This window comes from Paenibacillus sp. FSL R5-0810 (genome assembly GCF_038002285.1).
Classification (GTDB): Bacteria; Bacillota; Bacilli; order Paenibacillales; family Paenibacillaceae; genus Paenibacillus_AQ; species Paenibacillus_AQ lactis.
The window spans coordinates 4798201-4823612 of the sequence record NZ_JBBOCF010000001.1 but is presented as its reverse complement, the minus strand read 5'-3'; the positions used below and the strand labels follow the sequence as shown (position 1 = coordinate 4823612).

The 25412-nt window shown below is 46.8% G+C and carries 26 protein-coding genes; 18 read left to right on the top strand and 8 right to left on the bottom strand.

The features are described 5' to 3' along the window. The first annotated feature begins 143 nt into the window (after positions 1–143). Positions 144–929, top strand: coding sequence for a collagen-like protein (locus MKX76_RS21380; RefSeq protein WP_341034587.1), 786 nt, complete (start codon positions 144–146; stop codon positions 927–929). A 241-nt stretch (positions 930–1170) separates the two neighbouring features. Here the strand turns inward: MKX76_RS21380 and MKX76_RS21375 are convergent, their stop codons facing one another. The 3 genes from MKX76_RS21375 to MKX76_RS21365 all read right to left on the bottom strand — a co-directional run bounded on the left by MKX76_RS21375 (position 1171) and on the right by MKX76_RS21365 (position 2934). Next, entirely contained in the window at positions 1171–1881 is a 711-nt protein-coding gene (locus MKX76_RS21375; protein WP_213613328.1) for a DUF421 domain-containing protein, read from the bottom strand. A 92-nt stretch (positions 1882–1973) separates the two neighbouring features. Further along, positions 1974–2225 carry a hypothetical protein gene (locus MKX76_RS21370; protein ID WP_245255849.1) on the bottom strand — a complete coding sequence of 84 codons (252 nt, stop codon included), beginning with the start codon at positions 2223–2225 and terminating at the stop codon, positions 1974–1976. A 184-nt stretch (positions 2226–2409) separates the two neighbouring features. Beyond that, positions 2410–2934 carry a ferritin-like domain-containing protein gene (locus MKX76_RS21365; RefSeq protein ID WP_341034586.1) on the bottom strand — a complete coding sequence of 175 codons (525 nt, stop codon included), beginning with the start codon at positions 2932–2934 and terminating at the stop codon, positions 2410–2412. A gap of 162 nt (positions 2935–3096) precedes the next feature. Between MKX76_RS21365 and MKX76_RS21360 the strand changes: the two genes are divergently transcribed. Both MKX76_RS21360 and MKX76_RS21355 read left to right on the top strand, forming a co-directional pair. Next, the gene (locus MKX76_RS21360; protein ID WP_341034585.1) at positions 3097–3759 is read left to right on the top strand and encodes an MBL fold metallo-hydrolase; all 663 of its coding nucleotides are present in this window, start codon (positions 3097–3099) and stop codon (positions 3757–3759) included. 136 nt (positions 3760–3895) lie between these two features. Next, positions 3896–4039, top strand: a complete 144-nt coding sequence (locus MKX76_RS21355; protein WP_210094304.1) for a hypothetical protein — start codon at positions 3896–3898, stop codon at positions 4037–4039. A 143-nt stretch (positions 4040–4182) separates the two neighbouring features. Here the strand turns inward: MKX76_RS21355 and MKX76_RS21350 are convergent, their stop codons facing one another. After that, positions 4183–4362, bottom strand: a complete 180-nt coding sequence (locus tag MKX76_RS21350) for a hypothetical protein (protein WP_210094303.1) — start codon at positions 4360–4362, stop codon at positions 4183–4185. Positions 4363–4671: 309 nt separating this feature from the next. On the opposite strand from MKX76_RS21350, the gene MKX76_RS21345 reads away from it, so the two are divergent. The 3 genes from MKX76_RS21345 to MKX76_RS21335 all read left to right on the top strand — a co-directional run bounded on the left by MKX76_RS21345 (position 4672) and on the right by MKX76_RS21335 (position 7859). Further along, positions 4672–5529, top strand: a complete 858-nt coding sequence (locus MKX76_RS21345) for a hypothetical protein (protein WP_341034584.1) — start codon at positions 4672–4674, stop codon at positions 5527–5529. A gap of 473 nt (positions 5530–6002) precedes the next feature. Continuing rightward, positions 6003–6728 carry a divergent polysaccharide deacetylase family protein gene (locus tag MKX76_RS21340; RefSeq protein WP_376773062.1) on the top strand — a complete coding sequence of 242 codons (726 nt, stop codon included), beginning with the start codon at positions 6003–6005 and terminating at the stop codon, positions 6726–6728. Positions 6729–7409: 681 nt separating this feature from the next. After that, entirely contained in the window at positions 7410–7859 is a 450-nt protein-coding gene (locus MKX76_RS21335) for an Hsp20/alpha crystallin family protein (RefSeq protein ID WP_007132667.1), read from the top strand. 108 nt (positions 7860–7967) lie between these two features. Here MKX76_RS21335 and MKX76_RS21330 read toward each other — a convergent pair whose 3' ends face one another. The 4 genes from MKX76_RS21330 to MKX76_RS21315 all read right to left on the bottom strand — a co-directional run bounded on the left by MKX76_RS21330 (position 7968) and on the right by MKX76_RS21315 (position 11658). After that, complete coding sequence (locus tag MKX76_RS21330; protein ID WP_210094300.1) at positions 7968–8903, bottom strand: aldolase; 936 nt, start codon at positions 8901–8903, stop codon at positions 7968–7970. A 98-nt stretch (positions 8904–9001) separates the two neighbouring features. Then, complete coding sequence (locus tag MKX76_RS21325) at positions 9002–9127, bottom strand: paeninodin family lasso peptide (protein ID WP_028404171.1); 126 nt, start codon at positions 9125–9127, stop codon at positions 9002–9004. A 15-nt stretch (positions 9128–9142) separates the two neighbouring features. After that, positions 9143–11095 (bottom strand): asparagine synthase-related protein, encoded by a 1953-nt coding sequence (locus tag MKX76_RS21320; protein ID WP_210094299.1) that lies wholly within the window; start codon positions 11093–11095, stop codon positions 9143–9145. A gap of 143 nt (positions 11096–11238) precedes the next feature. Continuing rightward, positions 11239–11658, bottom strand: coding sequence for a VanZ family protein (locus tag MKX76_RS21315; RefSeq protein ID WP_210094298.1), 420 nt, complete (start codon positions 11656–11658; stop codon positions 11239–11241). A 217-nt stretch (positions 11659–11875) separates the two neighbouring features. Here MKX76_RS21315 and MKX76_RS21310 point away from each other — a divergent pair, with 217 nt between their 5' ends. From MKX76_RS21310 to MKX76_RS21255, 12 genes are all read left to right on the top strand, one after another. Further along, a complete protein-coding gene (locus MKX76_RS21310; protein WP_210094297.1) occupies positions 11876–13840 on the top strand; it encodes a glycosyl hydrolase family 28-related protein in 1965 nt (654 codons plus the stop codon). Between the two features lie 337 nt (positions 13841–14177). After that, entirely contained in the window at positions 14178–14924 is a 747-nt protein-coding gene (locus tag MKX76_RS21305; RefSeq protein ID WP_210094296.1) for a YveK family protein, read from the top strand. Continuing rightward, positions 14905–15546: a CpsD/CapB family tyrosine-protein kinase gene (locus tag MKX76_RS21300; protein ID WP_210094295.1), complete on the top strand. Its 642-nt coding sequence runs from the start codon at positions 14905–14907 to the stop codon at positions 15544–15546. The genes MKX76_RS21305 and MKX76_RS21300 overlap by 20 nt, the downstream gene beginning before the upstream one ends. Before the next feature lie 309 nt (positions 15547–15855). Further along, on the top strand, positions 15856–16746 hold the full coding sequence (gene galU / locus MKX76_RS21295) for a UTP--glucose-1-phosphate uridylyltransferase GalU (RefSeq protein ID WP_210094294.1): 891 nt from the start codon (positions 15856–15858) through the stop codon (positions 16744–16746). A 15-nt stretch (positions 16747–16761) separates the two neighbouring features. Further along, positions 16762–17460: a sugar transferase gene (locus tag MKX76_RS21290; RefSeq protein ID WP_210094293.1), complete on the top strand. Its 699-nt coding sequence runs from the start codon at positions 16762–16764 to the stop codon at positions 17458–17460. Positions 17461–17478: 18 nt separating this feature from the next. After that, the gene (locus tag MKX76_RS21285; protein ID WP_244869059.1) at positions 17479–18408 is read left to right on the top strand and encodes a glycosyltransferase family 2 protein; all 930 of its coding nucleotides are present in this window, start codon (positions 17479–17481) and stop codon (positions 18406–18408) included. After that, positions 18387–19802 carry an O-antigen ligase family protein gene (locus tag MKX76_RS21280; protein ID WP_245255872.1) on the top strand — a complete coding sequence of 472 codons (1416 nt, stop codon included), beginning with the start codon at positions 18387–18389 and terminating at the stop codon, positions 19800–19802. Before MKX76_RS21285 ends, MKX76_RS21280 begins: the two co-directional genes overlap by 22 nt. 421 nt (positions 19803–20223) lie before the next feature. Further along, positions 20224–20595, top strand: coding sequence for an SGNH/GDSL hydrolase family protein (locus MKX76_RS29790; RefSeq protein ID WP_445669848.1), 372 nt, complete (start codon positions 20224–20226; stop codon positions 20593–20595). Continuing rightward, complete coding sequence (locus MKX76_RS21270) at positions 20592–21743, top strand: glycosyltransferase family 4 protein (protein WP_210094290.1); 1152 nt, start codon at positions 20592–20594, stop codon at positions 21741–21743. Before MKX76_RS29790 ends, MKX76_RS21270 begins: the two co-directional genes overlap by 4 nt. A 14-nt stretch (positions 21744–21757) precedes the next feature. Next, entirely contained in the window at positions 21758–23095 is a 1338-nt protein-coding gene (locus tag MKX76_RS21265; protein ID WP_210094289.1) for a lipopolysaccharide biosynthesis protein, read from the top strand. Between the two features lie 43 nt (positions 23096–23138). After that, a complete protein-coding gene (locus tag MKX76_RS21260) occupies positions 23139–24191 on the top strand; it encodes a glycosyltransferase family 4 protein (RefSeq protein ID WP_210094288.1) in 1053 nt (350 codons plus the stop codon). Positions 24192–24265: 74 nt separating this feature from the next. Further along, entirely contained in the window at positions 24266–25405 is a 1140-nt protein-coding gene (locus MKX76_RS21255; RefSeq protein ID WP_210094287.1) for a glycosyltransferase family 4 protein, read from the top strand. The last annotated feature ends 7 nt before the right edge of the window (positions 25406–25412 follow it).

Below are 25412 nucleotides of genomic sequence, written 5' to 3'. Positions count from 1 at the left end.
TTTTTTAAAAAAACACGATTCCTTGTATGTTTTAGCCTGTTTTCAACGAAATCCAACTATAGTCTAATAAATCGTAGGTGTACATCCATGCATCTAAAGGCATTTCAACATACCCTGCATTAAACCATAAGGAGGTGCCTCTATTGCATCGATCTATAAGTAAATTAAAGAAAAAGCCACTAAAGAGAACACTCTCGTGTTGCCACGGGAAAAAGAAAAAAGAAATTGTGGTTAAAAAAAGAAAGGTGGTAAGAGTAACCTGTCCTACACCGAAAATAAATGTTACTCCTGTTCCTGGACCACAAGGGCCACAAGGGCCGCAAGGCATTCCTGGGCCACAAGGCATTCCTGGGCCACAAGGCATTCCTGGGCCGCAAGGACCCGCTGGGGCGCAAGGAATACAAGGACCAGTTGGTCCTGCAGGACCGGCAGGAGCCCCTGGACCAATAGGACCTACAGGACCAGCAGGCGGACTTGCCGCATTTGCCTTTGTATGTAGCTCGGAAGCACAGACCGTGGCCGCTGCTCCAGCACCAGGTGCTCAAGGTGGAGCTGTGACGTTTAACAACCCTCCAGTTATTGGTGGGACGTCCGTTACTTTCACCGCACCATCAACCTTCACCATTAACGAGACAGGTGTCTATCATATTAGTTGGGAGGTATTCCCAACCGCTGGTAACAGTGCTTTTGGATTGTTCTTTGACCCTGACGCTGCTGGACCTGCTGCTCCCGCGCTGGTTCCATGTAGCAACTATGGAGCAGGGTCTGGTAACCAACCATACCAAGGTCAAGTCGTAGCTTCATTAACAGCAGGGGGGGTACTAACCTTAAATCGTATCGACTTCATGGGAACACAGACCTTGCAAGCTGCCATCGGCGGAGGCACACCGACAGTGAGTGCATCTATTGTTATTGAACGACTGGCATAATATGATATTCCAGTGACTATCGTTGTGCTATGTTTGACCATATTTAGGGCTCCCGAGAGGGAGCCTTTTCAAGGTGCTGGAAAAACAAATGGTCGCACTATAAAGCTGCTCCAATTGCTATTACAGTATGCCTGTCGCTTGGAATTACGCGTCATCATTAAACGTCACGCATTCATACTTAACTGAACCCAGAGCGTTTCTGAGCTTTTTTTGCATTATTACACTTAACCTCAACTGTTTCTTATTCGATATCAATGGGATGGGTTATTTTATCATTATAGAAATCAATGTACAGTTGTCCGTTACTCCCTTTTACTGCATAAAAAACATCATCCAGTTGCTTCCCGCGAGCGGTTAGTTTATCCATAACCCACTCCGGGGGGATGTTGTTGACCTTTAGATTCCCCTCTAATAGTTGTCCATCCATTATGAGTTCAATCGGAAAATTTCCAAGGTCTTTGGATCCCTTTTTTAAGTCTTTTAGCGTTACGTTGTGATATTCCTTTTTTTTCATCACTGAGATTTTCCCGTTGATCTCCAATAAAGCATATTCAATTTCGCTATAATCAAATATATCCTTTTGGCGCAGCATCTGATTTAATGTGTCTAAAGTTAGATGGTTTTTCTTTAAATTATCCTCAAGAATTTTCCCGCCCTCAATAAGAATCGTCGGTGTCCCTTCAGTCCACATACGGAATTTCCGGTTTTTTACGACAATTATTGATAAAAGATATGACGTAAATGTAAAAACGGCAAGCGAAATCAGTAAGTGAATGACTTGCATTTTTTCATTGAAAGCAAAATTCGCAGCAATTGCACCCAAAATAACGGCTGTAACAAACTCATGAAAATTCATGTTAGATAGTGTTTGTTTTCCTAAGAAACGCGTAATAATTAACAGAATTACGAATGCTGATATACTACGAAGTAAAATTATCATATGATCAACCATGCTTCATCCAAACCTCCATAGATTACATTTTCTATCCTAAGTATGGGCAGTTTTAGAAAAATAAAAACGATAAGGCTAAGAAATAGTCTACCTTATCGTAAAATATATGCTTCGATTAAGTCACTCACACTGATATCGTCAAGTTCTTCAGCGACTTTATCTGCTTTGGTCTTCTTTCTAAATGAACCCTCCAATAATACTTGAACCTTTTGGTCTTTATCGATAAGGACAGAGTTTACTTCTAAGGCATTGGTAAGTATTCCGACTATTACTGCAATCTGGGCAGGGGATAACTTGGGCAGTGAGTTTTTTTTTACATTTACCGTTTTTCTTGTTCCTTCCATTACTGTTATTGTTATTTTTTCTCACTGCTCTTCCCCCCAAAACTAATCCTCTATGATAGGAACATTATCTCCTCCTATGTTCTGCAGGTCCCGTGATATATGAAAATTTATTTTTGCCAGTTACACAAATGTGATTATTCAGCAACCTGATTCAATACTTCAGAACTAATGGTTATACGTATCATCAATTAGCAATATCATTCAACTTTCTTTTGAGTTCTAAATTCAAAATAAAATTATACTTACTTGCATGCTTGAGTTCATCAGTTAGTATCTCAAATACCATGTCTCGGTAATACCTGATTGGCAGTCCTGCTCTGATATTACGGTATCTTTCTACCGCTTTTAACTCACCCATTAAAGCTTTCTCTACACCCTCATTAAATGATTCTGGCTTTTGAAATTGGACTTCCGTCGGAGACTGGATCGCTCTCCCTGTGAATGCCTCAAAGATCATACGAAACATCCTATTGTGTTTGCGTTCATCATCCCTGATACTAATTATAATTTCCCTTTCCTGCTGCGTTGGTGCCATTGAAATTAAATAATCATAAAACAACTCATCTTCTCGCTCCCCAGAAACTGCTTGTTCAATTAATGATAGTGCCTCCTCTAAAGATATGTACGAGGATTCTCCTGATGCACTACGATAATATGGATAGCCCCTTTGTATAGAACTAAGCTGATAATAACTCGGCATATTAAACATGGCTCTTACCTCCTGGTTTATTTCTTAACAACATATTCACAATTTGAAGTTAGGAATCATGTCCAAAGTTTAAAATGATTTTGAGCAAAGATTGATCTTAACCAAGCACCGGTCGTCTTAAGCCAACAGACGTCATTTCAAAATTATCTCGCGAAAGTGACAGTGTTCACGAAGCGACTTGCGTCTGATGCCGTTGATGTACAGCAAAGAAATCCTAGCGCAGATCCCGTTGCCGTCCGGCAGCTTCGTTTTTTTCCTTATGTTGGTGTTGTAGGCGCGGGGGAGGCGGTATTCGCGCAGATCGAAGCTCGCAGGCCGGAGCGTGAAACCGCGGACAACAGGAGCTGCGCGCGCCAAAGAACAGGAGCTTCAGATCCCTCGAACCTGCAGAACGCCAGCGCTTCAGCCGATGCATCTGCTAAGCCGCGGTCCGAATACGCGATTGTCCACCGGACGGGTGACGTATTCGATACGAAATCATACCAGGATCAGCTCACAGTACGTTATTTTTTCCTCGACCGGGAGGAGAAACCCGGCGACTCTATTTTTCTGCAAAACGCCCAACGGGCTCAACATCATGATCCACGCAGGCATTCCCGAGACAAGCTCCCAATTGGAGGAGTATATGAACGGCTGGGTGTAACCCGAATCGATTACGCCATAAATACCCATCCTCATTATGACCATATGGGCGGATATACATCGCTGCTAAGGGCGAAAGAAATTGGCGGATTTTATATTCCGAATATTGAACACACGACCGGCACATACCGCACGGTGATGGATTTGTTTGAGCAGCATGATATATCCCGCTGCATGTGTTGAAGGACGGCGACCGCCATCAGATCGCGAGCATGTGGAGGTTGAGCTGCTGAATCGGAAAAAGGCATATCCCCGGATAAATTTGAGGATTGGTCGGCAGAGAATATCAATAAACAGTCACTCGTGATGAAGATGCACGATGGGGACAACACCTTTTTATTTGCCGGCGACTTGTACAAGTCTGGAGAATATGATTTTGCAAAGCGGCATGCTGATCATCTTAAAGCCTGGCAAAGCCATTGAGCTCATTGCGGTGAAGGAAGTCAAAGAACCGTCCTTATGAAACACTCGTACAAGGCCCCGGAAAACCGGAGGTTTATCAACAACCGGGAGTCCTAACAGGATGGCACAGCCCGTATGCTTAAATACCCGCTTTGCTTCCCACACATAATACTCATCACAATCGATTCCAGCATAAGGAAGGCCTTACATTTGAGCACGAACCAACCGGACAATAATTTGATCAATACGGTCGAGAGACTGGATGAGACGCCCGTGAACAGCTTGGACGCCCAGCACCAGCAGGCCCGCAATGATCGCCGAAAGCAAGCACTGCATGTCAGCGATGGCAAGTACAACGAAAACAAGTCCAAGAACTATCATCAAGGGGTACCCCCTCTACTCCCTTCTAGCTGTTTTTTTGTTTTTAACTACCCTGTCCCAAAAAACAATCACCTAAGAAGCGGCCGAGCACCGGTCGCTTTTCATATTGTCAAAAGTGCTACATATTTAGTGCTACATATTTATAGGGCATGTTCAGGCGGGACGTCCTCGGCATGAACATGACCCCTTAAGTGGAATTTGATTTGGTATTTGTTTCTGCTGAATGGAATCCAAACACGCGGCTGGAATGGTCACAATCCAAAAAGAGCAGGATTCCCGATTTAACTGGGGAACAGGAAGCTGGCACCAGCCTTGTTTGTGGTTCCATTATTAAGTCTGCTTCGCGGTTATCTGCAAGGCATTGAATTGTATAATGTCATTGCTTTCTCCGAAATTATAGAGCAAGCCATTCGAGTGTTCTTCATGCTGGTCATTGTTGTTCTCTATATGCCTCAAGGTCCTGCCATTGCAACCGGTAACAGCATGATAAGTACATCATTGGGTGCGATTTCTGCTTTCTTCGTATTAATTTCATATTATCTATTCGTGAATCGAAAAAGTGATCAACCTCCGCCTCGTTGGAAAGACACTAGTTTTCAAAAGGAAATAAAATGGTTCTTAAACAGCTCTCTCATTATATCTCTTACCCGATTACTGGTACCACTCTCAGATGTTTTGGACGCGATCATTATCCCTAACCGACTTCAAGCCGCTGGTTATACATCCGCAGAAGCAACGGCAATTTTTGGAGTTCTCACAGGCATGGCTGCACTTGTAGCCTATATGCCCACATTGGTCACTGCCGCGATTTCACATACATTAGCTATGAGAATGGTAGCAGATTGGGAGGCAAGAAACTTTGATGGTTTTCATCTGCGTACGAGAATAGCACTGAAGATAAGCTGGATATGGGGCTGGACAGCGAGTCTATTTCTTTATGTCTATAATGAGGAAATTTCACTTATTCTATTTGACACAATCGAAGCTGCAAAACCCATTCAATATTTATTTATCGTTCCGTTGCTTGTCGGTATACGTGAGGTCAGCACAAGCATACTTTGGGTCCAAGAGTATAAAAAAGTACCATTAATTGGATTAATCGTTGGTATAAGTATATCAATTGTCGTTCATTATTATCTTGTAGCAATACCCGGACTGAACTATTGTTAATAATTTTACTCATCATTCAGAATCTGGAATAATAACAACACAGACCATTATTCGAATGATGATTTATGTTTGTTGTAGTTTAATTTATGGAACTTTTCGTTTCAAATCTGACATATAAGTGATTATGAAGAATAACCCCATCTGAAAAAATATGGAGGGTTCTCTGGGTAAACTCATATGCAATTTTCTCAACTGAATAGAATCGAAGGAATTAATGGGTCGTACAGAATATAATCTTCATTCTTGGCTTACATATTTTTATACCTCTTCTCAAACAATACGGGTAGTTAGATTATCATGAACAGGAGTGGAGGGCTAAAGCATGAAAAAGGCATAAAAATTCGGTGATCCTGCTGTGTATGATGTGGGGGATCGTATGCGGATCACGTATTGGCTATGGGGCTGATGGGGGGGCTTTGGCTGATCCGTCTCGTCAGAAACCAACCCAAGTAAAGATAGACTCCGATGGCATCATGACTGGACAGGAAGAGAAGGCCAAATTAGCCGTCATTATCGATGATTTTGGAAATGGTCAAAAAGGGACGCAGGAGATGTTAAATTTGCCTGTCAAGATTACGGTAGCCGTGATGCCTTTTTTACCGACAAGCAAGAAAGACGCAGAGGCTGCGCATCGACATGGCCATGACGTCATTATCCATATGCCCATGGAGCCTAAGAAAGGCCGATCCTCATGGCTTGGACCGGGGGCAATTTTGAGTTCGCTTACGGATGAAGAAATTCGTCAACGAATGGAAGAGGCAATCGATTCGATTCCTTACGCCGTTGGATTAAATAATCATATGGGCTCCAAAATTACCGGAGATGAACGGGGCATGTCCATCGTGCTCGATGTCTGTAGGGCGAGAGGATTGTTCTTCATCGACAGCAAGACGAATTACCACAGCGTTGTCGGCAAACTGGCTGTAGAGAAGGGAATGCCATCCATTGCCAACGACATATTCCTGGATGATATTCATGCCGTACAGCACGTGAGCAAGCAACTCCAAACGGCGGCACAGCAAGCGGAAGAAAGAACATTTTGTATAGCGATAGGCCATGTAGGCGTGTACGGAATTCGTACGGCAGAGGCGCTGAAAAAATCCATTCCGGAGCTCCAAAAAAAAGTGGAGTTCGTCGGGATCAGCGATTTAGTCAGAGAGCATTCAAGCTGGCGGCCTAAACCCCTTCGCGCATATTAAGGCAAACGGGAACAGGAGAACCAAGGTGATGTTAGCCAATGAACCGATAATGTAGCCGAAAAAACCGATCTTGTGCAGTTCTTGTCCCAAGGTAGAAACCCATCCATTTTGGCAACAGTTAGAGAGTCATGAGCTTATGAAAGAAAATAATGTCAGATCGCTTCATTCATGGCAATGACGTTCATGGACTCACTCCTGTGGACGTTTTTTTCAAGACCGGTATGAATTTCGTAAAAGTACAGCAGATCTGCGAGGGGTAATAAGAAAAAGCCCTTTGCACCAATAAACCTTTAATCGATAAAGGCTCTGATGATGCAAAGGGCTTCTCATATTCTCTGCCCGCTTCAATTTCCAATATTCACTCTCATAGTACACATATCTTAGAATGATGACAAGCTATTTCGTAAGTAACGTAATCGTCGATCAACGGGTACAATTTCGTCGAAGTCTATTTTCGATGATGAATGGTTGATGTATATCTTCCGCGAGTGCTTAGTCTCAACAGAACGAAAAAGGTCAAAGATAGTCAAAATCAAAAATCGAATGCTAAAACACGGCCATTTCCGGCCAAAACAAGCGGATTCAGGGCCATATCGGGTTTATTCGGCTTTGTCATAACCCTTCGACGGGCATATAATGAACATGTAAGGTCAAACAAGGTCAAAGAAAGGGGAATGCATCATGTTTGATATGATTCCTTTTGGAAAACGCAGAGAGGACTCCATCAGCCAGCTGATGAAGTCATTCAATGATGTGTTTAGCAACGACTTTTTTGCACCGTTCAAGGGTTCGGCGGCGATGTCCTTTAAGACCGACATCCGTGAGACGGAGAACGCTTATCTGGTTGAAGCGGAATTGCCCGGTTTTCATAAAGACGACATTGAAATTCGCTACGAGGAGCCTTACCTGACGATTAAAGCCGTGCGCAAGGAAGCTAGCAGCGTGGAGGATTCCGATCAAAATATCATCCGGAGAGAACGCAGCTACGGCGAATACGTACGCCGCTTCCATGTTCAGCATATTGACGAAGACGGCATCACCGCATCGTTGAAGAACGGGGTGCTGAAGCTGGAAATCCCGAAACAGCCGGACACTCGTGCTAAACGGATCCAAATCCGGGATGACATGTAATCCAATTACGCGGCCTTAAGCCGCGTTTATATAAAGGGCTGCCTCCAGGGTGATATCACCAGGGGGCAGCTTTTGCTGCGTTGGAGCCATCCATAACCATGCCTAGTCTCACCTATTGTCGTCGGCACCGATCGTCGAAAGAACCAGCTCAGCCAGCTCATGAACCGTCGATTCATACAGCGGTCGTTCCAAACGGTACATGTCTATACATCCGGATAACCGTGCGGTAAAGTCAAAATGCCACTGGGTTAATCCGCTGCCCGAGAGCAGCAGATTGCGATATGTATGAAGATATAGAAGCGGAAGCCTCCCCAATCTGTCGATCGGTTGAATCCGAACCTTGTCACAATCGGATTTCACCAGTTCAAAAACACCAGCCAGCGGTACCTTGGCATTGGAGAATTGCTCTACTACAGGAATGGCATATTTGGTTTCGCGGTCGGCCAGGGGGCGATACTCAACCGAATTCATCCCGAAGGCGTCCAGGCTTTCCTGCCACAGCTTCTGCTGCGGGTAAGCAGGCGTGACAAGGGGCATATTCTGCTCATCCAGCGTGACGGCGATCACGTCATCGGTCAATAGCCGATAGCCACGCTGCAGCAGGGCTGATGCCAATGTTGATTTGCCATGTCCGGAGTGGCCGACGAAGGCGTATGCCTTATGGTCGACGACAACCGCGCTGCCGTGAAGCGGGAGGATTCTGCGCTGCAGCAAGATCGCCCCCATGCAGGATCCGAGCACGTACAGCCGAATCCGATCCTCCTCCCCATTCTTTTCGGGGGAGACCGAAATGAGTGTGCCATTTTCGATGGCAAAGATCGCAAGCTCGGGTACCCTGAACATGACCCTGTTCTCTGTACATACGAATGAGGCGTTGGCCGCGCTCGATTCCTCCAGCCATGCCTCTGCCAAATCGGCATAGCCCACGTTAATATCAGCGGAAGCTCCGAGGTTGGGGGCGGACTGCAGCTCCGGAAGGGGAATGTCACTATGTATGGTGAGCCCGAAGGCCTTATAAGCAGTTGATTTTATTGTGTGAAGCAAGGTCCTCACTCCAAAAATTCATATTCCAATAAAAGAAGATAAGCCCTTATACCCGTTCAGGCGTATAGGGGCTCACTCAGAAAAATTCCAGCTTGCTATTAGCTAGTATGGACCAATTCATCGGGATCCGGTTGTACACCGTCCGGAATTGCGTTACCAGGACCAGCCATCGTCATCTTCATGTCCAGTACCTCCAAAGCAGGCTCACTCCATTGCTTTTTCATTTGGTTCACCTCCTTTCATAAGTTTTTCTGAAGAAATCGATATAGAATCAAGCTCCGCATAAGCAGCTTAATGGAAGGGCCGTAGGCTTGATTCGTGTCCATTCCGTGACGCGCCGTTGCAAGCGCATCTTGGAGAACGGGCATATTCATGATGTCCTGCATTCTGGAATCACGGGTGAGCCGATCCAACTCATCGATAAATTGAGGCCAGTCTCTCTGCATCCGATGGATAGAGTCGGCAGCCTGAATGCCTTTGGTTCGCTGATTGAGCCGGATCGCGTCGGGAAGCCAGCCCTTGGTTGAGCGTCTGATTAAGGCGCGGTCCATCCCGTTGTGAACGAATTGTTCCATGGGTGTCGCCAGGCAGAAACGGATGACCCGCAGATCGTTGGTCGGATCGTGGCTCCAGACAGCATATCGAAGAGACATTTTGCATCCGCTCGTTCCCGTGGTGGTCCATATATAGATTCGTTTGAAATGCTGCACTCTTGCCTCCAGAGGATCACTCGGCAGATCGTCCGTCGATCCGATCCCGATAAATGCGCGGTCCTCCAGCTTATCGTAAATTCCAGTCCGTCTGGCAAAATCGGAATGTACAAGCTGCGGGAGATCATCGGTGGAGGATCCGAGCGGTGCCAGCTTCTGTAGGGAAGGAAAGGCTTTGCGGCCCAGGATGGAGTATAGCCGCTTACGACCGACACCGACATTCCGACTGTACTGATTGACCTCCCGTGTTAGCCGAATCCAGTGAAACCTCTTCATAAGCTGGGCATAGTGCTCGATCGCCGGGCCCCAAGAGATGCTGTAATTCCCTCGGGCGCCATTAAGCAGAATACCGATACCGCGCTGCTGGGCCTGTTCATAGATGCCTCGGAGCCAGAAGGAGTTATCGAAAAATTTATAAGGAGCTTCCAGGATGTCGAGCCAATCGTCAATTTCGGTAAAGGGACTGCGCCCCTGGAAATCCAAATAATGATCCTCGATATTACCTGCGAATTGCACCGTCTGCTTGATAAGAGGCCTCTCGTCCGCGAGCCTGTGCTTCGGTGTCCAATCAACGAAGTCGCTCTCAGGGACGTAGCTGAATGTATGGAGAGGACGCTGCTCTTGTTGAAGTGCCCTGGCAGCGAAGCTGACTACTGAGCCTGAGTCCAAACCGCCGCTCAGATGGGCGCCGACATGACGCCGGGTTCGGCGAAGTCTGGATGTGACGGCCTGCTGGAATACGTTCTGGAAGGCTTCTTCATACTCTTCAGACGAGTTCAGTCGCAGCGGCTCTTCATGTCCCAGGCAGTCGTATCGGCTGATGCGCAGCCGGTCGCGCTGGATGACAAAGAAGTGGGAAGGTGGGATCTGATGAATTTGGTGATACACGGTGGTTGAAGCATCAGGTGGTTCGAATACGCCGCGGATCGCCAGAAATTCGGCCAGCCACCGTTCATTAAGCTTTTTATGTACATAAGGCAAGGCGAGCAACGGATTCATAAGCGTGCAGAAGGAAAACTGCTGTTCATTCCGGTGATAATACAGGGTACGAGCCCCGGAAAAATCCCTTGCCCCATATAACAGCTGCTTGCGTTCATCCCAAATGACAAAGGCAAAATCTCCGGTCAAACGCTCCGCCATCGCCTCTGACCATTTCTCGTAAGCCAACAGCATCACTTCGCTATCCGTCATGATTGCTCTTACCGGATGCGGAACCTGCAGCTGATCCATGAGATCGTCCCGGTTGTCTAGGATGGCGTCAGCCGTAATGGCAAGCCCGCGCTGCGGATCGTAATAAGGCAGCGTCTCGTCGACTGCTTCCTCCGTAATCCATTGGGCAAGACAACCCATTATAACGTGGCTTTTGTGCCATAGAGCTCTTCGATCTGCAGGATAAGCGTCCATCGCTGACATGATGAGCTCGCCGTCCCCCAAGTGAACCGGTTGCCCATAAAAACGATAAATACCGGCAATTGCGCCCATTTATATATTCCTCCGTTATGGCCTATCCCGGCTTTATCTTCACGATTATATTTGGATACATTTCGTATCATTGACATTATATATCATGTATACGTTTTGTATCAATACATTTTCACCCGTATTATGCAATAACTTAATCCCAATCATTTTTTTAGATGTATTGCTCTGTGTTCATTCCTACGGAATATGAGACAAATCAGGTAAGCGAGACCGATTCCGAAGGCGTCGTTGATTACATCATAGATCCGCCCGCCCCTGAAGAAAAACAATTGCAAGATCTCGGTTAATGCCGCATATCCCACGCATACATAGAAGGCCATCTTGCTTTTGCCGAAGCCGGAGGCAAGCTGGGCAAGAATAAAGAAGCCTAGGAAATGACCTATTTTTCGCATGACCCAATCCGTGCTGTACCATTGAAAATCCATTTTAAAGAGCTCCGACCAATCCGGGGAGGGGTTTAGTTGAAAATTGATGATGTGATACCGGATAAGAAGCTGAAAGTTCAGTGAGCAGGTGAAGATGAAGAGAATCAAGCCCCATAGGACGGTTAGAATGGTGCGCATGAGAAAGCTCCTTTAATGAAAACGCTTCTATTATAAAAATGTATGTTGTTAGCCTTAAGTATGATGATACAAAATGTATCTTTAGATATGTATATTATAGGAGGATCGGGGCCATTGCAAGTCATAAATTGGGTGAGAGGCATGCGTCCCAAATAGGCATCTTCATCAAGCACATCCGCAAAGGAACCACTACTATGGTAGCAAGGAGGGGATCAGCATGGCCAAGGAAACGGATTTCATGAAGATGGATACATGGTCATCCACAGACCCGATCAATCCAGAGGATTTAAGCTCCAATTTCAATATGCTCGATGAGGAATTGATGGAACGCGGGATCAACGTCAAGTGGTTCGGAGCTAAGGGAGACGGCCGGACTGATGATACGGCTGCGTTTCAGGCTGCTATGGCCGTGTGCGACAAGCGGTATAGATTGTTTATTCCTGCTGGAAACTATCGGGTCAGGCAAACTATTGAGAATAACAGCCGCGGGATTTTTGGAATTGCCCCCTATGTGGACAGCGGTCAAATGGGCTCGCGAATCATCTGGGATCCAGTTGATATCGCCACTGATTTGCTTCCTTGTCTACGAATTCGAAGCTCGGGGGATAAAGCCGTGTTCGAGAACTTTTCCATTACGGGAATTTCCGAATATAACTCTAGAAATCTAGCAGCTTGGATCGATAGGAATCTATTCCAGCAAAATCGATATGACATGTTTTCGGTTGGAGCCGTTGCCATTGAAATTGCAGCCAAATCGACTCCGATCTTCAGGAATATTAGGACGTCCGGCGTTAAGGTGGGTCAGCTGCTAAACAGCACCAACGGTCACGTATATTCATATGATTGCAGCTGGAACGGACTGGTTGGTGTTTATTGCCGGGTGAACTCCGGCGATTATTTTTATCAGGGTGGTGGCATATCGGGAGCATTCTGTGGGTTATTGCTTGGAACTATATTGAATGCAGGCCATCGGGGAGGATTTGACGGCCATTTGCATCGGGTACATTTAGGATTCTCGCCATACGGCATCTACCAATGCATTGACAGTTCGCTGGATGAATATAACAGGTCTTCCTCCGTCAGAGGATTAAGCGGGATGTTCACAGGTGCCCAGTTTGAGCAATGTGGAGAAGCGGCCATCCGGCTCCTGGAGAAATCCGCCACTTCAAATTTACGGATGTTCGGCTTCGGCTTTTCCTGGTCGGTACCAGCCTATTCCGGAAACTCAGGGGTCTGGGAGTTTCCTCTGCCGGATGAACTGAAACCGCTCGAAGAGAAACAGCAGTATGCAGCTTGGTTCGGAACGGTAACGGCTCCCGTCACATTCAACGATGACTTGGGGGTTTTAAGAAAGTCTACCGCTCCCGGAGCAGCTGGTTCGGCCTATATTGATATTTTAACAGGAGACAAGGAATCCGATCTGTCTGGACTTGGCATCGATGATACGGTCATCAGGAGAAAGGTTACCCCCTTGTATAAAACGGTTGACTTGCAGGAGCGGATGAAGGAACGGGAACATCGAACTCTTATGCCGGTGTCAGCTCCTAATCTACTCTCCAATCCGGAGGTTTTATCCAATTGGACCGTGACTAATGGCGGAATGATCAGTCTTGTCACAGTGGATGAAGTACCCGTTCCCATCACGAACGAGATGAAACAGGTTATCGGCAGCCGGCCAGTTATTTTAAAGGTAACACCGAATGGGGTGTTTTCGCCCAGCCTCCGAATCAAATTCAATGCACAGCCGCTGCCGTTTCAGGGAGATGCGGGGAGAAACTTGGCCATGCAGTACTTTATTCTGGAAACGGAATACGAAAGCGGAACTTCCTACAAGTCGATTGGACGGATCTCGGCCCAAAACGCAGAGTTTATTTTTAACGACGCCGTCACGTGGAAAACGAAGGGATGGAAGCATCTGCGAGGCAGAGAGCTTGCAAGCAAGTCCGGATTGTTGCATGAATTCAACATCGGGTTTATTCCGAAGACCGGTGACACCTACATTGCGGGCGTTATGGTCACGTGGGACCATATCGGATCATATTCCCCCTACCCCCATAGCTATATGGCCGATTCGCTTGAAATCGGCGGACCAGGCAACGGATTGATTCTTACGGATTCCGTAACGAATAAAAGGTATCGCCTTTCGATGGCCAATGGCAGCTTGCAAATTACGCAGGCCTGATGAATAAAAAATCATTTTATACAGTCAGTCCCGTCGATCCCTGCATCGGCGGGGCTTATTTTGTTGCTTTCGAAAGGCTTGTAAGAAAAGGAATCATCTCCGAACTCCTCAGAAATCGAAAGCGCTAACAGCGATACATTTTGTCTCCTGTAAATGAAAATTCATGAAAATTAGCCTTGACATGATACAAAGTGTATCGTAAATTATGGGATATAAATGTATACGAAATGTAGCAAAAGAGGGGCTGCAGGCTTAGTCCTCATCCCGGTTATGCGTCGAAAGGCCTCAAGGCCAGCGTAATATCCAATTCAGATTTCAACGGGGGGCTGCTAAGGAGATGGAACTCAAGCAGTATTTTCGAATTATCCAGAAAAAATGGTGGTTGATCGCTGTAATCGTCCTCGTAGCGATGGCCGCGGCAAGTGTCAAAAGCTTCTACTTTACGACACCGATCTATGCGGCAAACGCAAAGCTGATCGTCAACCAATCATCGGGTGATGGACCACTCAATGCAAGTACGATCCAAACCAGCATTTTTCTCATTAATTCCTATAAGGAGATTATTAAGTCGTCAGCTGTCATGAATAAAGTTGTCCAGCAATATCCGGGCCTTGGCGAGAGTCCTGGGGTGCTGGCCGCTAAAATATCCGTTACTTCAGCAAGTAATTCGCAGGTCATGAATTTGGTTTACCAGGACACGTCCTACGCCAAGGCCGCCAAGGTCGTCAATGCTGTCTCCACCGTATTCAAAGAGGAAATTCCGAACATTATGAACATCGATAATATCACAATACTTAGCGAGGCCGACACGTCAGCTGCTCCTGCCCCGATTAACTTCAATCCTTTTATGAATTTGCTAATCAGCTTCGTTGTTTCCCTCGTACTGGCCATAGGGTTCGTATTCCTTCTGGATTATCTGGACGATACGCTCAAGACGGAAGCCGAAATTATTGAAATTATGGATGTTCCTGTTCTAGCCGTCGTAGGCAAAATCGGCAAAGGCGATCTGAAAAAATCAGCCAGAGGGAAAGCCGTCCAAAAACAAAAGGCAGGTGAGAGCCAATATGCGACGCTCAATCAGTGAGGGCAGCTTGATCGTATCACACAACCCTAAATCATCCATTTCAGAGGTATATCGTCTTCTTCGTACCAAAATCCCGTTTTTCTCCAAGGACCAGGAACTTAAGACGGTAATGGTAACTTCTTCTCAGCCAGGGGAAGGAAAAACCACAACCATAAGTAATCTGGCCGTTACCTACGCTCAGGAAGGCAAAAAGGTGCTTCTAATCGACGCGGATTTGCGCAAGCCCTCACTGCATCGCGTGTTTTCCCAGATAAATCATCAGGGCTTAAGTTCGCTACTGACTGGTCATTCGAGCATTCAGGAATCCGTTCAAAAGACATCGATCGACAACCTTTGGCTCCTTCCTTCAGGCCCGGTTCCTGCCAATCCCTCGGAATTAATCGATTCTTCGGGAATGCGCGAGCTGCTTCATCAGATAAAAGATCAATACGACGTCATTCTCGTCGATACGCCATCTGTCTTATCCGTGTCGGATAGCGTCATCGTCAGTGCTTTATGTGACGGCGTCATTATGGTCGCCGCGGCCGGCAAGGTAAAGAAAGATCATCTCAAGAAGGCGAAGGAACAACTGGACCATGTGAATGCCCGCATGCTCGGTATTGTCCTCAATCGGGTGGTTTAAACTCCTCTTCCACAAATGGGCACTAGCTCATCAAAGAGAAAGGCTGTAACCCTTACAACAATACAGGTAATGTCTACTGCACCTTTATCACTGTAGGCACTCGGTCACACTGTGGGTCCTAAAGGACCTTAGACATGATTGTCGAGGGTGTGATGTGAGGGTGGGTTCAATGCCCTTTTCAAGAAGTATTAGCTATGTCCTTTTCACTCGAAGAGTACATAGCTAAGCCCTTCTGCTATAGAAGCACTGATCATGGGTTATGGGATTATCGCACAAATACCATATAAAGAGTTGGAGAGTGAATGAAGGATGAAGAAAGTAAAGAAAGCCATTATTCCCGCAGCTGGGCTGGGAACAAGGTTCTTGCCTGCCACGAAGGCGATGCCGAAAGAGATGCTCCCAATCGTGGATAAGCCGACCATTCAATATATCGTTGAAGAAGCGGTGGCATCCGGGATTGAAGACATTATCATTGTGACCGGCAAAGGCAAGCGTGCTATCGAAGATCATTTTGACCATGCGTTCGAACTTGAACATAATTTGTTCAGCAAGGGGAAATTCGACTTGCTTGACGAAGTCCGCCGATCTTCGAATGTTGAAATTCACTACATACGTCAGAAGGAAGCCCGTGGACTTGGGCACGCTGTGTGGTGCGCCCGCAATTTCATCGGCGACGAGCCGTTTGCCGTGCTGCTCGGCGATGATATTGTACAATCTCAGACGCCTTGCATCCAGCAGCTTGCACAGCAATTCGAAGTGACGCAGAAATCCATGATCGGAGTTCAGACGGTTTCCCAGGATCAGACGCATCGTTACGGCATCGTCGCACCGCTAGAGCGAATCGATCGATTGTACCAAGTGGATTATTTTGTCGAGAAGCCGCCTGTTGGGCAGGCACCATCACGACTGGCCATCATGGGCAGATACATATTGACACCGGAAATTTTCGAGTTTTTGGAGCATCAGGAAGAAGGCGCCGGCGGCGAAATTCAACTGACAGATGCTATTCAAAAGCTGAACGAAACCCAAGGCGTGTACGCTTATGATTTCGAAGGAACCCGATATGACGTAGGAGAGAAGCTAGGCTTCATTATGACGACGCTTGATTTTGCGTTGAAAAACGAGGAGCTCCGAACACCTCTGCTGCAGGGGATGGAGACGATTCTCGAGAGAGAGAAGCTCATCAAAATAAATCGCTAATGAGGTGAACGACAGATGTACCCCAATCCGCAACGGAACGAAGCAGACGCAGTTTTTGAAGGAGCTTCGGACTATGCGAACTACGCATTTGATGACCAGAAATCCAAGGTCCTGTATTTGCTGATTAAGCGAGGGATGGACTTCGTGTTCGCGCTTATTGGGCTTGTTCTGCTTTCTCCGCTCTTCCTGATCGTATCGATACTCATTAAGCTTGAGGACCCGAAGGGGTCCGTTTTTTTTTATCAAACCCGTGTCGGTAAGGACGAAAAGCCGTTTCGGATGTACAAGTTCCGCTCAATGGTATCCAATGCCGAGGAACTGCTCGATAAGCTGCTGGAACAGAATGAAATCAGCGGCGCCATGTTTAAGATGAAAGAAGATCCCCGAATTACGAAAATCGGTAAATTCATTCGGAAGACCAGCATTGACGAATTGCCGCAGCTGTGGAATGTCGTTCGTGGAGAGATGTCGTTGGTAGGACCTCGCCCGGCCTTGCCAAGAGAAGTGATGCAGTACAGCAGCTATGACAAACTGCGATTGAGAGTAAGTCCCGGCTGTACGGGTCTATGGCAGGTGAGCGGACGCAACAATTTAAGTTTTCAGGAAATGCTGGCATTAGATTTGGAATATATCGAACGCCGAGGAATATGGCTGGATGTGAAGGTCATGCTTCGAACGGTCAAGATTATGGTTTTTCCGAATTCCGCCTATTAGATCGCGGGGGGATATAGAATGAACATGACAATTAGCGTCATCATTCCAACGTACAAGCGTGTGGAAGCTCTTCAACACTGCCTCGAAGGGATTCAAAGGCAAACGAGATATCCGGACGAGATTATGCTGGTCGTTAGAAATACAGATGAACGGACATTGAATTACCTTCGATCCTTGAACATCCGAAACACAAAAATTGCGCTGATTGAGGGAAGCGGCGTGATTGCCGCACTGAATGCCGGGATCAGGCAGAGTACGGGCTCGATTATCGTACTAACCGATGATGATACCGTTCCTCATACGAATTGGCTTGAACAACTTGAGCGGCATTATGCGTCGAACTCGGAAATCGGAGGCGTAGGGGGCAGAGATATCGTGTTTTTACGCGGACATGAGATTCCAGCGGGAAAACAGCAGGTTGGTATCATCAAACCCTATGGCAGAATCATCGGCAATCATCATGTAGGCATTGGCAGCGCCCGGGAAGTGGATATTCTGAAAGGTGCGAATATGAGCTTCCGAAGAGAGGCCATCTGTGGCTTAGCCTTTGACGAGCGGATGAAGGGGACGGGCGCACAGGTTCATAACGAGCTGGAATTTAGCCTGGCTGTGAAAAAGAAGGGGTGGAAGCTGATTTACGACCCTACGGTATGCGTGGATCATTTTCCGGCCGAACGTTTCGACGAGGATCAACGGAACAGCTTTAACGAGACCGCCTTTTTGAATGCGGTGCATAACGAAACGTATGCCGTATTGAAGCATTTCGGCACGTGCCATCGAGCGCTGTACGTCTTGTGGGTGCTTATAGTCGGGAGTAAGGCTTCGCCAGGAATCATTCAGTTCCTGCGGTTGCTTCCCCGAGAACGAACGGCAGCGTTAAAAAAAGTATGGCTGGCCTATAAAGGCAGATGGGATGGTTGGAGAACATGGAGAGGATCTTTGGAATAAGCGCATCGGCACTGCCAGCGGGCCTTAGGCGCTTGATCCTACTGGCGTGTGTAATCGCTCTTGGGGGGATGGTCGGCGTTGCTGGGGCGACGGGCTCGCTTCATATGAGGCTCTTGGAATTTACGCTTCTCATCCTCAGTATGATGGCGGCCCTGCGCATACACTTTAAACGCCCTCATGCGTTAGTTCCATATGCGTTGTTGATGTGGGTCGTAAGCCCGGAACTGAGGCGACTGCTCGATTGGTCCTTTCGCTCATATACCGATACATCATTAATCTCGCTCATTCCTTATTGCGTGAGCTTGACCATGTTAATTCCAATTATCAAAAACATGAAACAATTGGACCGTAAAGTGGGCATCCTCTTAAAAATTTTAGGGGCTGCCTTGATTTATGGTTTTGGCGTCGGCTTTCTAAAATACGGATTTTCATCCGTATTTGACCTATTGAATTACGTTGTGCCGTTTCTTGTCCTGGCTTATGTAAGCGTAAGCCGCTTTGGCCGGGATGTACGAGATCAATGGCTTCGCAGCTTCGGATATCTTGCCGTAATCGTTGCAGCATACGGAATCTATCAGTACATGGTCCTTCCTCCATGGGATCACTTCTGGATGACCAGTTCCGAGATGAAATCCATCGGTCCTGCGGAGCCTCAAAAATTCAGGGTATTTTCGTTGCTAAATTCCCCAGGGCCTACCGGGGTATTTCTTGCCCTGGCACTGGCCATTATGACGGTTCAAAAGAGGTGGAGGGCGTTCGGAGTAGTCGGGCTCTTGCTCGTAGCCTTCGCTCTACTGCTAACCCTTGTCCGCATTGGTTGGATTGCTTATGTTTTGATGATATTAGCCTACTTTCTTCGTTCTCAGTTAAAGAGCAAATTGCAGCTGCTTATGCTCGGGATTGTCATCGTGCTCGCCTATCAATTCCTGCTGCCTGTTCTGCCGGGGGCAAGCCAGGTGGCTTCTCGCATCGATACGTTCGGGTCCCTTGAAGAGGACCATTCCTTCAATGAGCGGCTTCATTTTTCTACGCACATCTTCTCAGCAGTTCTAGCAAATCCGGTTGGCATGGGGCTTGGCAGCTCCGGGTTAGGGGCGAAATTAACCCAGAATTCGGATACGCTGACGGTATTCGATAACGGCTATTTGAATGTATTTTATACCTTTGGTTTGCCTTTGGGGTTAGGGGTCGTTAGCGTACTCATTTACCTTCTAATTTATCTATATAAATCGAGTCGGACTGAAAGGATGTATTCTCCGATATCCTTCGCAGCTATTACAGCTACATTGTTGCTGCTTATGGGGAGCAACGTTTTAAGTGGTTTTAGCGGATTTATTCTTTTGTTGGTTATTTCGCTTGTCTACTTGCCAAGGCCAGGAGAGGAGGGAATATAGCGTGTTAATCGTTTGTTTGGGCGATTCCGTTACACAAGGGCTAGGTGTTAGTAAATATGGCAGGTCTTACGGGAATTTATTGCAAAGTAAGCTCCAATCGCTATATGCCCAATCCGTTCAACTCATGAATCTTGCAGGGAGTGCCATGCAGGTTCATGAATCCAGAATGAAATATGAAAAAAAACTGATGGAAATGCAGCCCGAGATTATTATATTCGCGCATGGAATTACGGAGTCTGTAGTCAGGGAACAGAAAAAGCATCTTAGATTTTTACCGAAACGATGGAGGAAGCCGGGCTGGATGGATCCAAGGCCTTATTTCTCAAGACGAAAGCCTAAAGTGTGGCTAGAGAAATTGGAGTCGAGTCTCCGGTGGAGGGTGAAGGTAATCCTCATTAAAACCTTGGGAGGCAGGCCATGGATGAGTGTCGATGAATTTAAGCAACACACCACGGACTTCATTCTTAACGTGCTGGGTCATAATCAAAAAACGAAAATAATCCTTCTTACCCCAGGCGATATCGAAGAAAGGTATTTCCCCGGATCTCCGGCTTCCATGCAGAAGTACCGCGATGCACTTCGGGACATTTATGAAAACAGCAAATCGACAAACCGGGTGTTCATGTGCGATTCGTCAACCAAGTTACATCGATGGGATGATTATTTCGAGGATCGCTTCCACCCGAATGAGGGAGGGCATAACAAAATTGCCGAGGCTCTCATGGACACAATCGTGAAGTACTCGCTAATAGATGATGAACGTATGCATGTAATGAGAGAGGTAAGCGGATGAAGATCTGTTTCGTTACGCACAAGGTGAAGAAGGGAGACGGTCAAGGAAGAGTCAACTACGAGGTCATCGTGAAAGCAATAACGGAGGGGCACGAAGTAAGCATTATATGCTCCGAATTGGCAGAGGAGCTCCAAGGACATCCCCAAGTGACTTGGCTTAAGAGAGGAACGAGAAGGATCCCGACGCTTCTGCTTCAATACCAGTGGTTCGCCTTGATTTCAGCAATTTGGATTTGGATGAACCGAAGCAAGATAGATCTTGTCGTGGTGAACGGTTTCATCACGTATGCCCGCTCCGACATTAACTGTATTCACTTCGTTCATAGCGCATGGATAAAGTCCTGGTATCATCCATTCCGGGAACATAAAAATGCTAGAAGCTTCTATCAATTGATTTATAACGGATTGAATGCATTCCTGGAACGGTATGCCCTAAGAAGGACGAGGCAAATTATAGCGGTGTCGCAGCAGGTCAAGCAAGAGCTGGTACAGGATGCACGGGTAGAGGCTCAACGGATTGCGGTCATTCCCAATGGAGTTGACCTGAATGAATTTTATCCCCGAACTGTAAACCGGGCCGATTATTATTTGGCCGATGATCGAACCTATGCGCTGTTCGCCGGTGATTTGAGATCGAGGAGAAAAAACCTAGATACAGTCCTGGCAGCGCTGGCCGAGGTCAAGGATATTGAGCTTATTGTACTCGGATATACCGAGAGAAGCCCGTATCCCCAGTTAGCCGAGCAGCTTGGAATTAGCGACCGTGTTCACTTCCTGGGGTACCGGCGGGATATCGCAGACATGATGTCGCTCGCCGATTTATTTATTTTTCCTTCCAGGTACGAGCCCTTCTCTCTTGTTATCCTGGAGGCGATGGCTTCTGGACTGCCCGTGATCACAAGCAACCGTTGTGGAGTTGTGGAACTGCTGTCCGATCAATCCGCCGTTGTAATTGAAGATCCGGACGATACTTCTGCGTTGGTACGGGCGCTTCGGGAACTGTCCTCTAATAAAGAGCGTTTGGAAATGATGGCGGTCAAGGCGAGGGAGGATGCGGAGAGCCATTCTTGGGAGCATATGTCCGGCAAATATTTACGATTGTTTCATTATGCGATGCATCCTAAATTTGAGACCGTTAATCAGGCCTGAAGGGATACGTATAAATGGCACTTACGAATTCAGTAAAACAAAGAGGCAGTCTTGGGAATGTTGTCCAAATCTTTGCATCCAATGTCTTTATTCTTGGATTAAATGTGCTGACAGGCATAATAATTGCAAGGTTCTTGGGGCCAGAGGGACGAGGCGAGCAAGCGGCCATGATTATGTGGCCTAGATTTCTGGCGTATTCCTTGACATTAGGGATTCCAGCGGCGCTTGTTTATTACATGAAGAAAAAAAATGAGGATCAGGGCTCCCTCTATGTAACGGCATTGTACATGAGTGTGCTGCTTGGTTTTGTGGCCATGGCGGTTGGAGCCGTGATCATCCCTGTCTGGATGAAGGGGTACTCCGGCGAAGTCGTTGATTTTGCCGTGTGGGCCTTGATCATGTCTCCAGTAGCCATGATCGGAACCATCAATACGGCAGCTTTACAGTCCAGGGGAGAGTACGGTCTTTATAATTTTATGCGATATATTCCGGTGCTCGGAACGTTGATATTATTATGTGCGCTTGTTGCAACCGGGCACGTTACGCCTTTCCTTACGTCCGTCGCATATCTCTTTCCGGCTATTCCGATCGCCGTCTGGACGACATTTAAACTCGTCTCCCGTTACAGGTTGAAGCAAAAAAACAAGGCGAAGTCCGGGAAAAAGCTGCTAGGCTACGGCATCCGTTCCTACGGAACGGACGTGGCCGGAACCTTCTCCGGGTACATCGACCAGATTTTAGTGGTAGGGCTGCTATCTCCAAGCAGCCTGGGTCTTTATGTGGTGTCACTTAACTTAGCCAAAATGTTGAACACAATTCAGGGGTCCATAACCTCGGTATTGTTTCCCAAGGCTTCGGGCCTTCAGCAGGATGAAGCTTTGCGACTAACGTTTAAAGTAACGCGCATCAGTTCGGTTATAACCTTCATGGTGGGGGCAGCGGTATTTGTAATTGCGCCCTATTTTCTGATTCTTTTATACGGCCCCTCGTTTGCGGAAGCGGTCTCTGTATTTCGGATTTTGATCTTCCAAACCGCGATTACCAGTATTTCGTGGATTTTGGCACAAGGTTTTATGTCCATCGGCAAGCCCGGAGCAGTGACCATTATTCGGATGACCACGCTTGGACTGAACGTCGTGTTTATGAATTTGTTCATACCGCTGCTGGGTATCAAAGGGGCAGCTATCTCCTTGTTGGCTACGGCTTTGATAGAATTGTCGGTCATTTTTCTGGTTTATACGTTGAAGCATCGAGTTGCAGTGCGTCATTGGATGATTTCAAAAAGCGATATCGTATGGCTTCTTGAGCGTATACGCAGGCAAAAGGGACGGAGCAATACTGAAGCCATGTGAGGAAGGTCAAAGGCACAGAAGAACAATAAGACGGGGTGATCCCTTGAATATTTTGCACATAGCAAACCATGTAAAACAGTCGGGAAACGGTATTGTTAATGTCATGGTTGACTTGGCTTGTGAACAAGCGATTCTGGGACATAGAGTGGCGGTAGCTTCCCAAGGAGGGGAGTACCTGGAACTGCTGAAACAACATCATATCGATCATTACAAGTTGGACCAAACGAGAAAGCCGATGCAGATGCTTCAGGCTTTTTTTGATTTTAGAAGCATCGTCAAACGATTCCAGCCGGACATCATCCATGCACATATGATGACAGGTGCGTTACTGTCTCGTTATTTGAAAGGTTTAAGCAAATACAAGATCGTCACGCATGTCCATAACGAATTCCAGAAGAGTGCCGATTACATGAAGGTTGGTGACACGGTAATCGCCGTCAGCCATGCTGTAGCCCAATCGATGGCCAAACGCGGAGTTCATGAAGAGAAACTCCGCGTTGTCCTTAACGGAACGATAGGCAGCAGAAGGAATACGGGCATGGAAGAAGTACAGCTCAAAGGACGTTCCATCGTTACCGTTGCAGGGCTTAATGAACGGAAGGGCATTGCAGATCTCATTATGGCGTTTAGTATCGTCTCTGAGCAATGCCCTGATTCGGAATTGTATATCGTTGGAGACGGACCGGAGAGGGAACGATTTAAAGAGATGGCTTCCCAATCGGCTCATTCTCATAAAATTCATTTTGAAGGCTTTCAGACAGATCCAAGACGATACATGTGCTCGTGCGATGTATTTGTTCTAGCATCACATAAAGATCCATTCCCGCTCGTTCTTCTTGAGGCGCGGGAGTCGGGATGCGCGATCATCGCTACCGAGGTGGACGGTATACCGGAGGCGCTGGATTTCGGGCGATCAGGCATGCTGGTTCCGCCAAAGGCACCGGAGAAGTTGGCTGCAGCGATGCTCAACATGCTGTGCGATCAGAAGCTTCGCCAGGAGTACAAACACTCCGCTCAGCAAGGTCTGGACTTCTATAAGGTGGAACGCGTCGCGAAAGAAACATTACGAATTTATGAGGAGATTCTGATTAGTTAGAACTGGGAGTGCGCTATTTATGCATACTGCAGCAGGGCAGGAGATGAAGATATGAATAATTGGAGTGAGTTTCCTTGAAAGTAGCCATGATAGCAAACTCTAATCATAATGTGAACTCAGGCGTGTCAGGAACAAGGATCGCGATTGCTGAATCGTTACGACAGCTTGGCGTACAAGTCGATACATATTTCATGGACGACTTTAAAGTATTCGATGGCGGGATCATGGACAAAATTATTTTTCCATGGAAGCTGGCCTCAAGACTGTCGAAATGGAAGGAATATGATTTGTTGGATATTGCTTCTGGAGATAGCTGGGTTTTGTCATACTTCAGAAAACGTCCAGTAATTGTATCAAGCAGTCATGGACTTGAACATCTGGCCCATAGGGAAATTTTGGAGGAACATCGTTTAGGCAATCTGCCTCTCAGCAAGAAGTACTTTATTTACTGGGGAGGTTATCGGATTTGGGAGGTATCCAAATCCTTTAAGCGAGCCGACTTCTCAATAGTCCTCAACTCCGAGGACAAACACTTCGTACAGGATCAGATTGGCAAAGATTCGTATAAAATTAGCGCCATTTTTAATGGGATCCCAAGTTATTTCTTGAATCTTCCGGTAAATGATATGGAAACAGCGAACAATGAAGTCATCCAGATAGCCCAGGTTGGGAGCTACATCCACAGGAAGGGGATATCTTATAGTGCACAGGCCCTGAATACCATCCTTGCAAAATATGCCCATGTGGAAGTTGCCTTTATGGGTACGGGCTGTGAAGATGAGAAGGTATTGGCCGACTTCGATCCCGAGGTCAGGGATAGGGTCACGACCATTCCAACGTATAAACACAGTGAGCTGCCGCACCTGCTAAGAGGCTATCATATTAAACTATTCCCGACATTATCCGAAGGATTCGGTAAAACGCTAATCGAGTGTATGGCATGCGGCTTGGCGCCAATTACGACAGATACGGCAGGACCGGCCGATATTGTAACGGATGGGGTCGATGCTCTTGTCATACCCAAGCGAAACATTGATCAAATGGTTGTCGCGATAGAGAAGCTGATACACGATCCGAGCTTGCTGAAGCAGCTTCGTTTCAACGCTTATCGCACGGCTCAGAAGTTCACTTGGGACAATGCGGCAAAAAATCGATTGGCATGTTATGAGCAGGCAATCCGTGAGATGAAGAGGGGTTATGCGCAGGAATCGTAATTCTTGT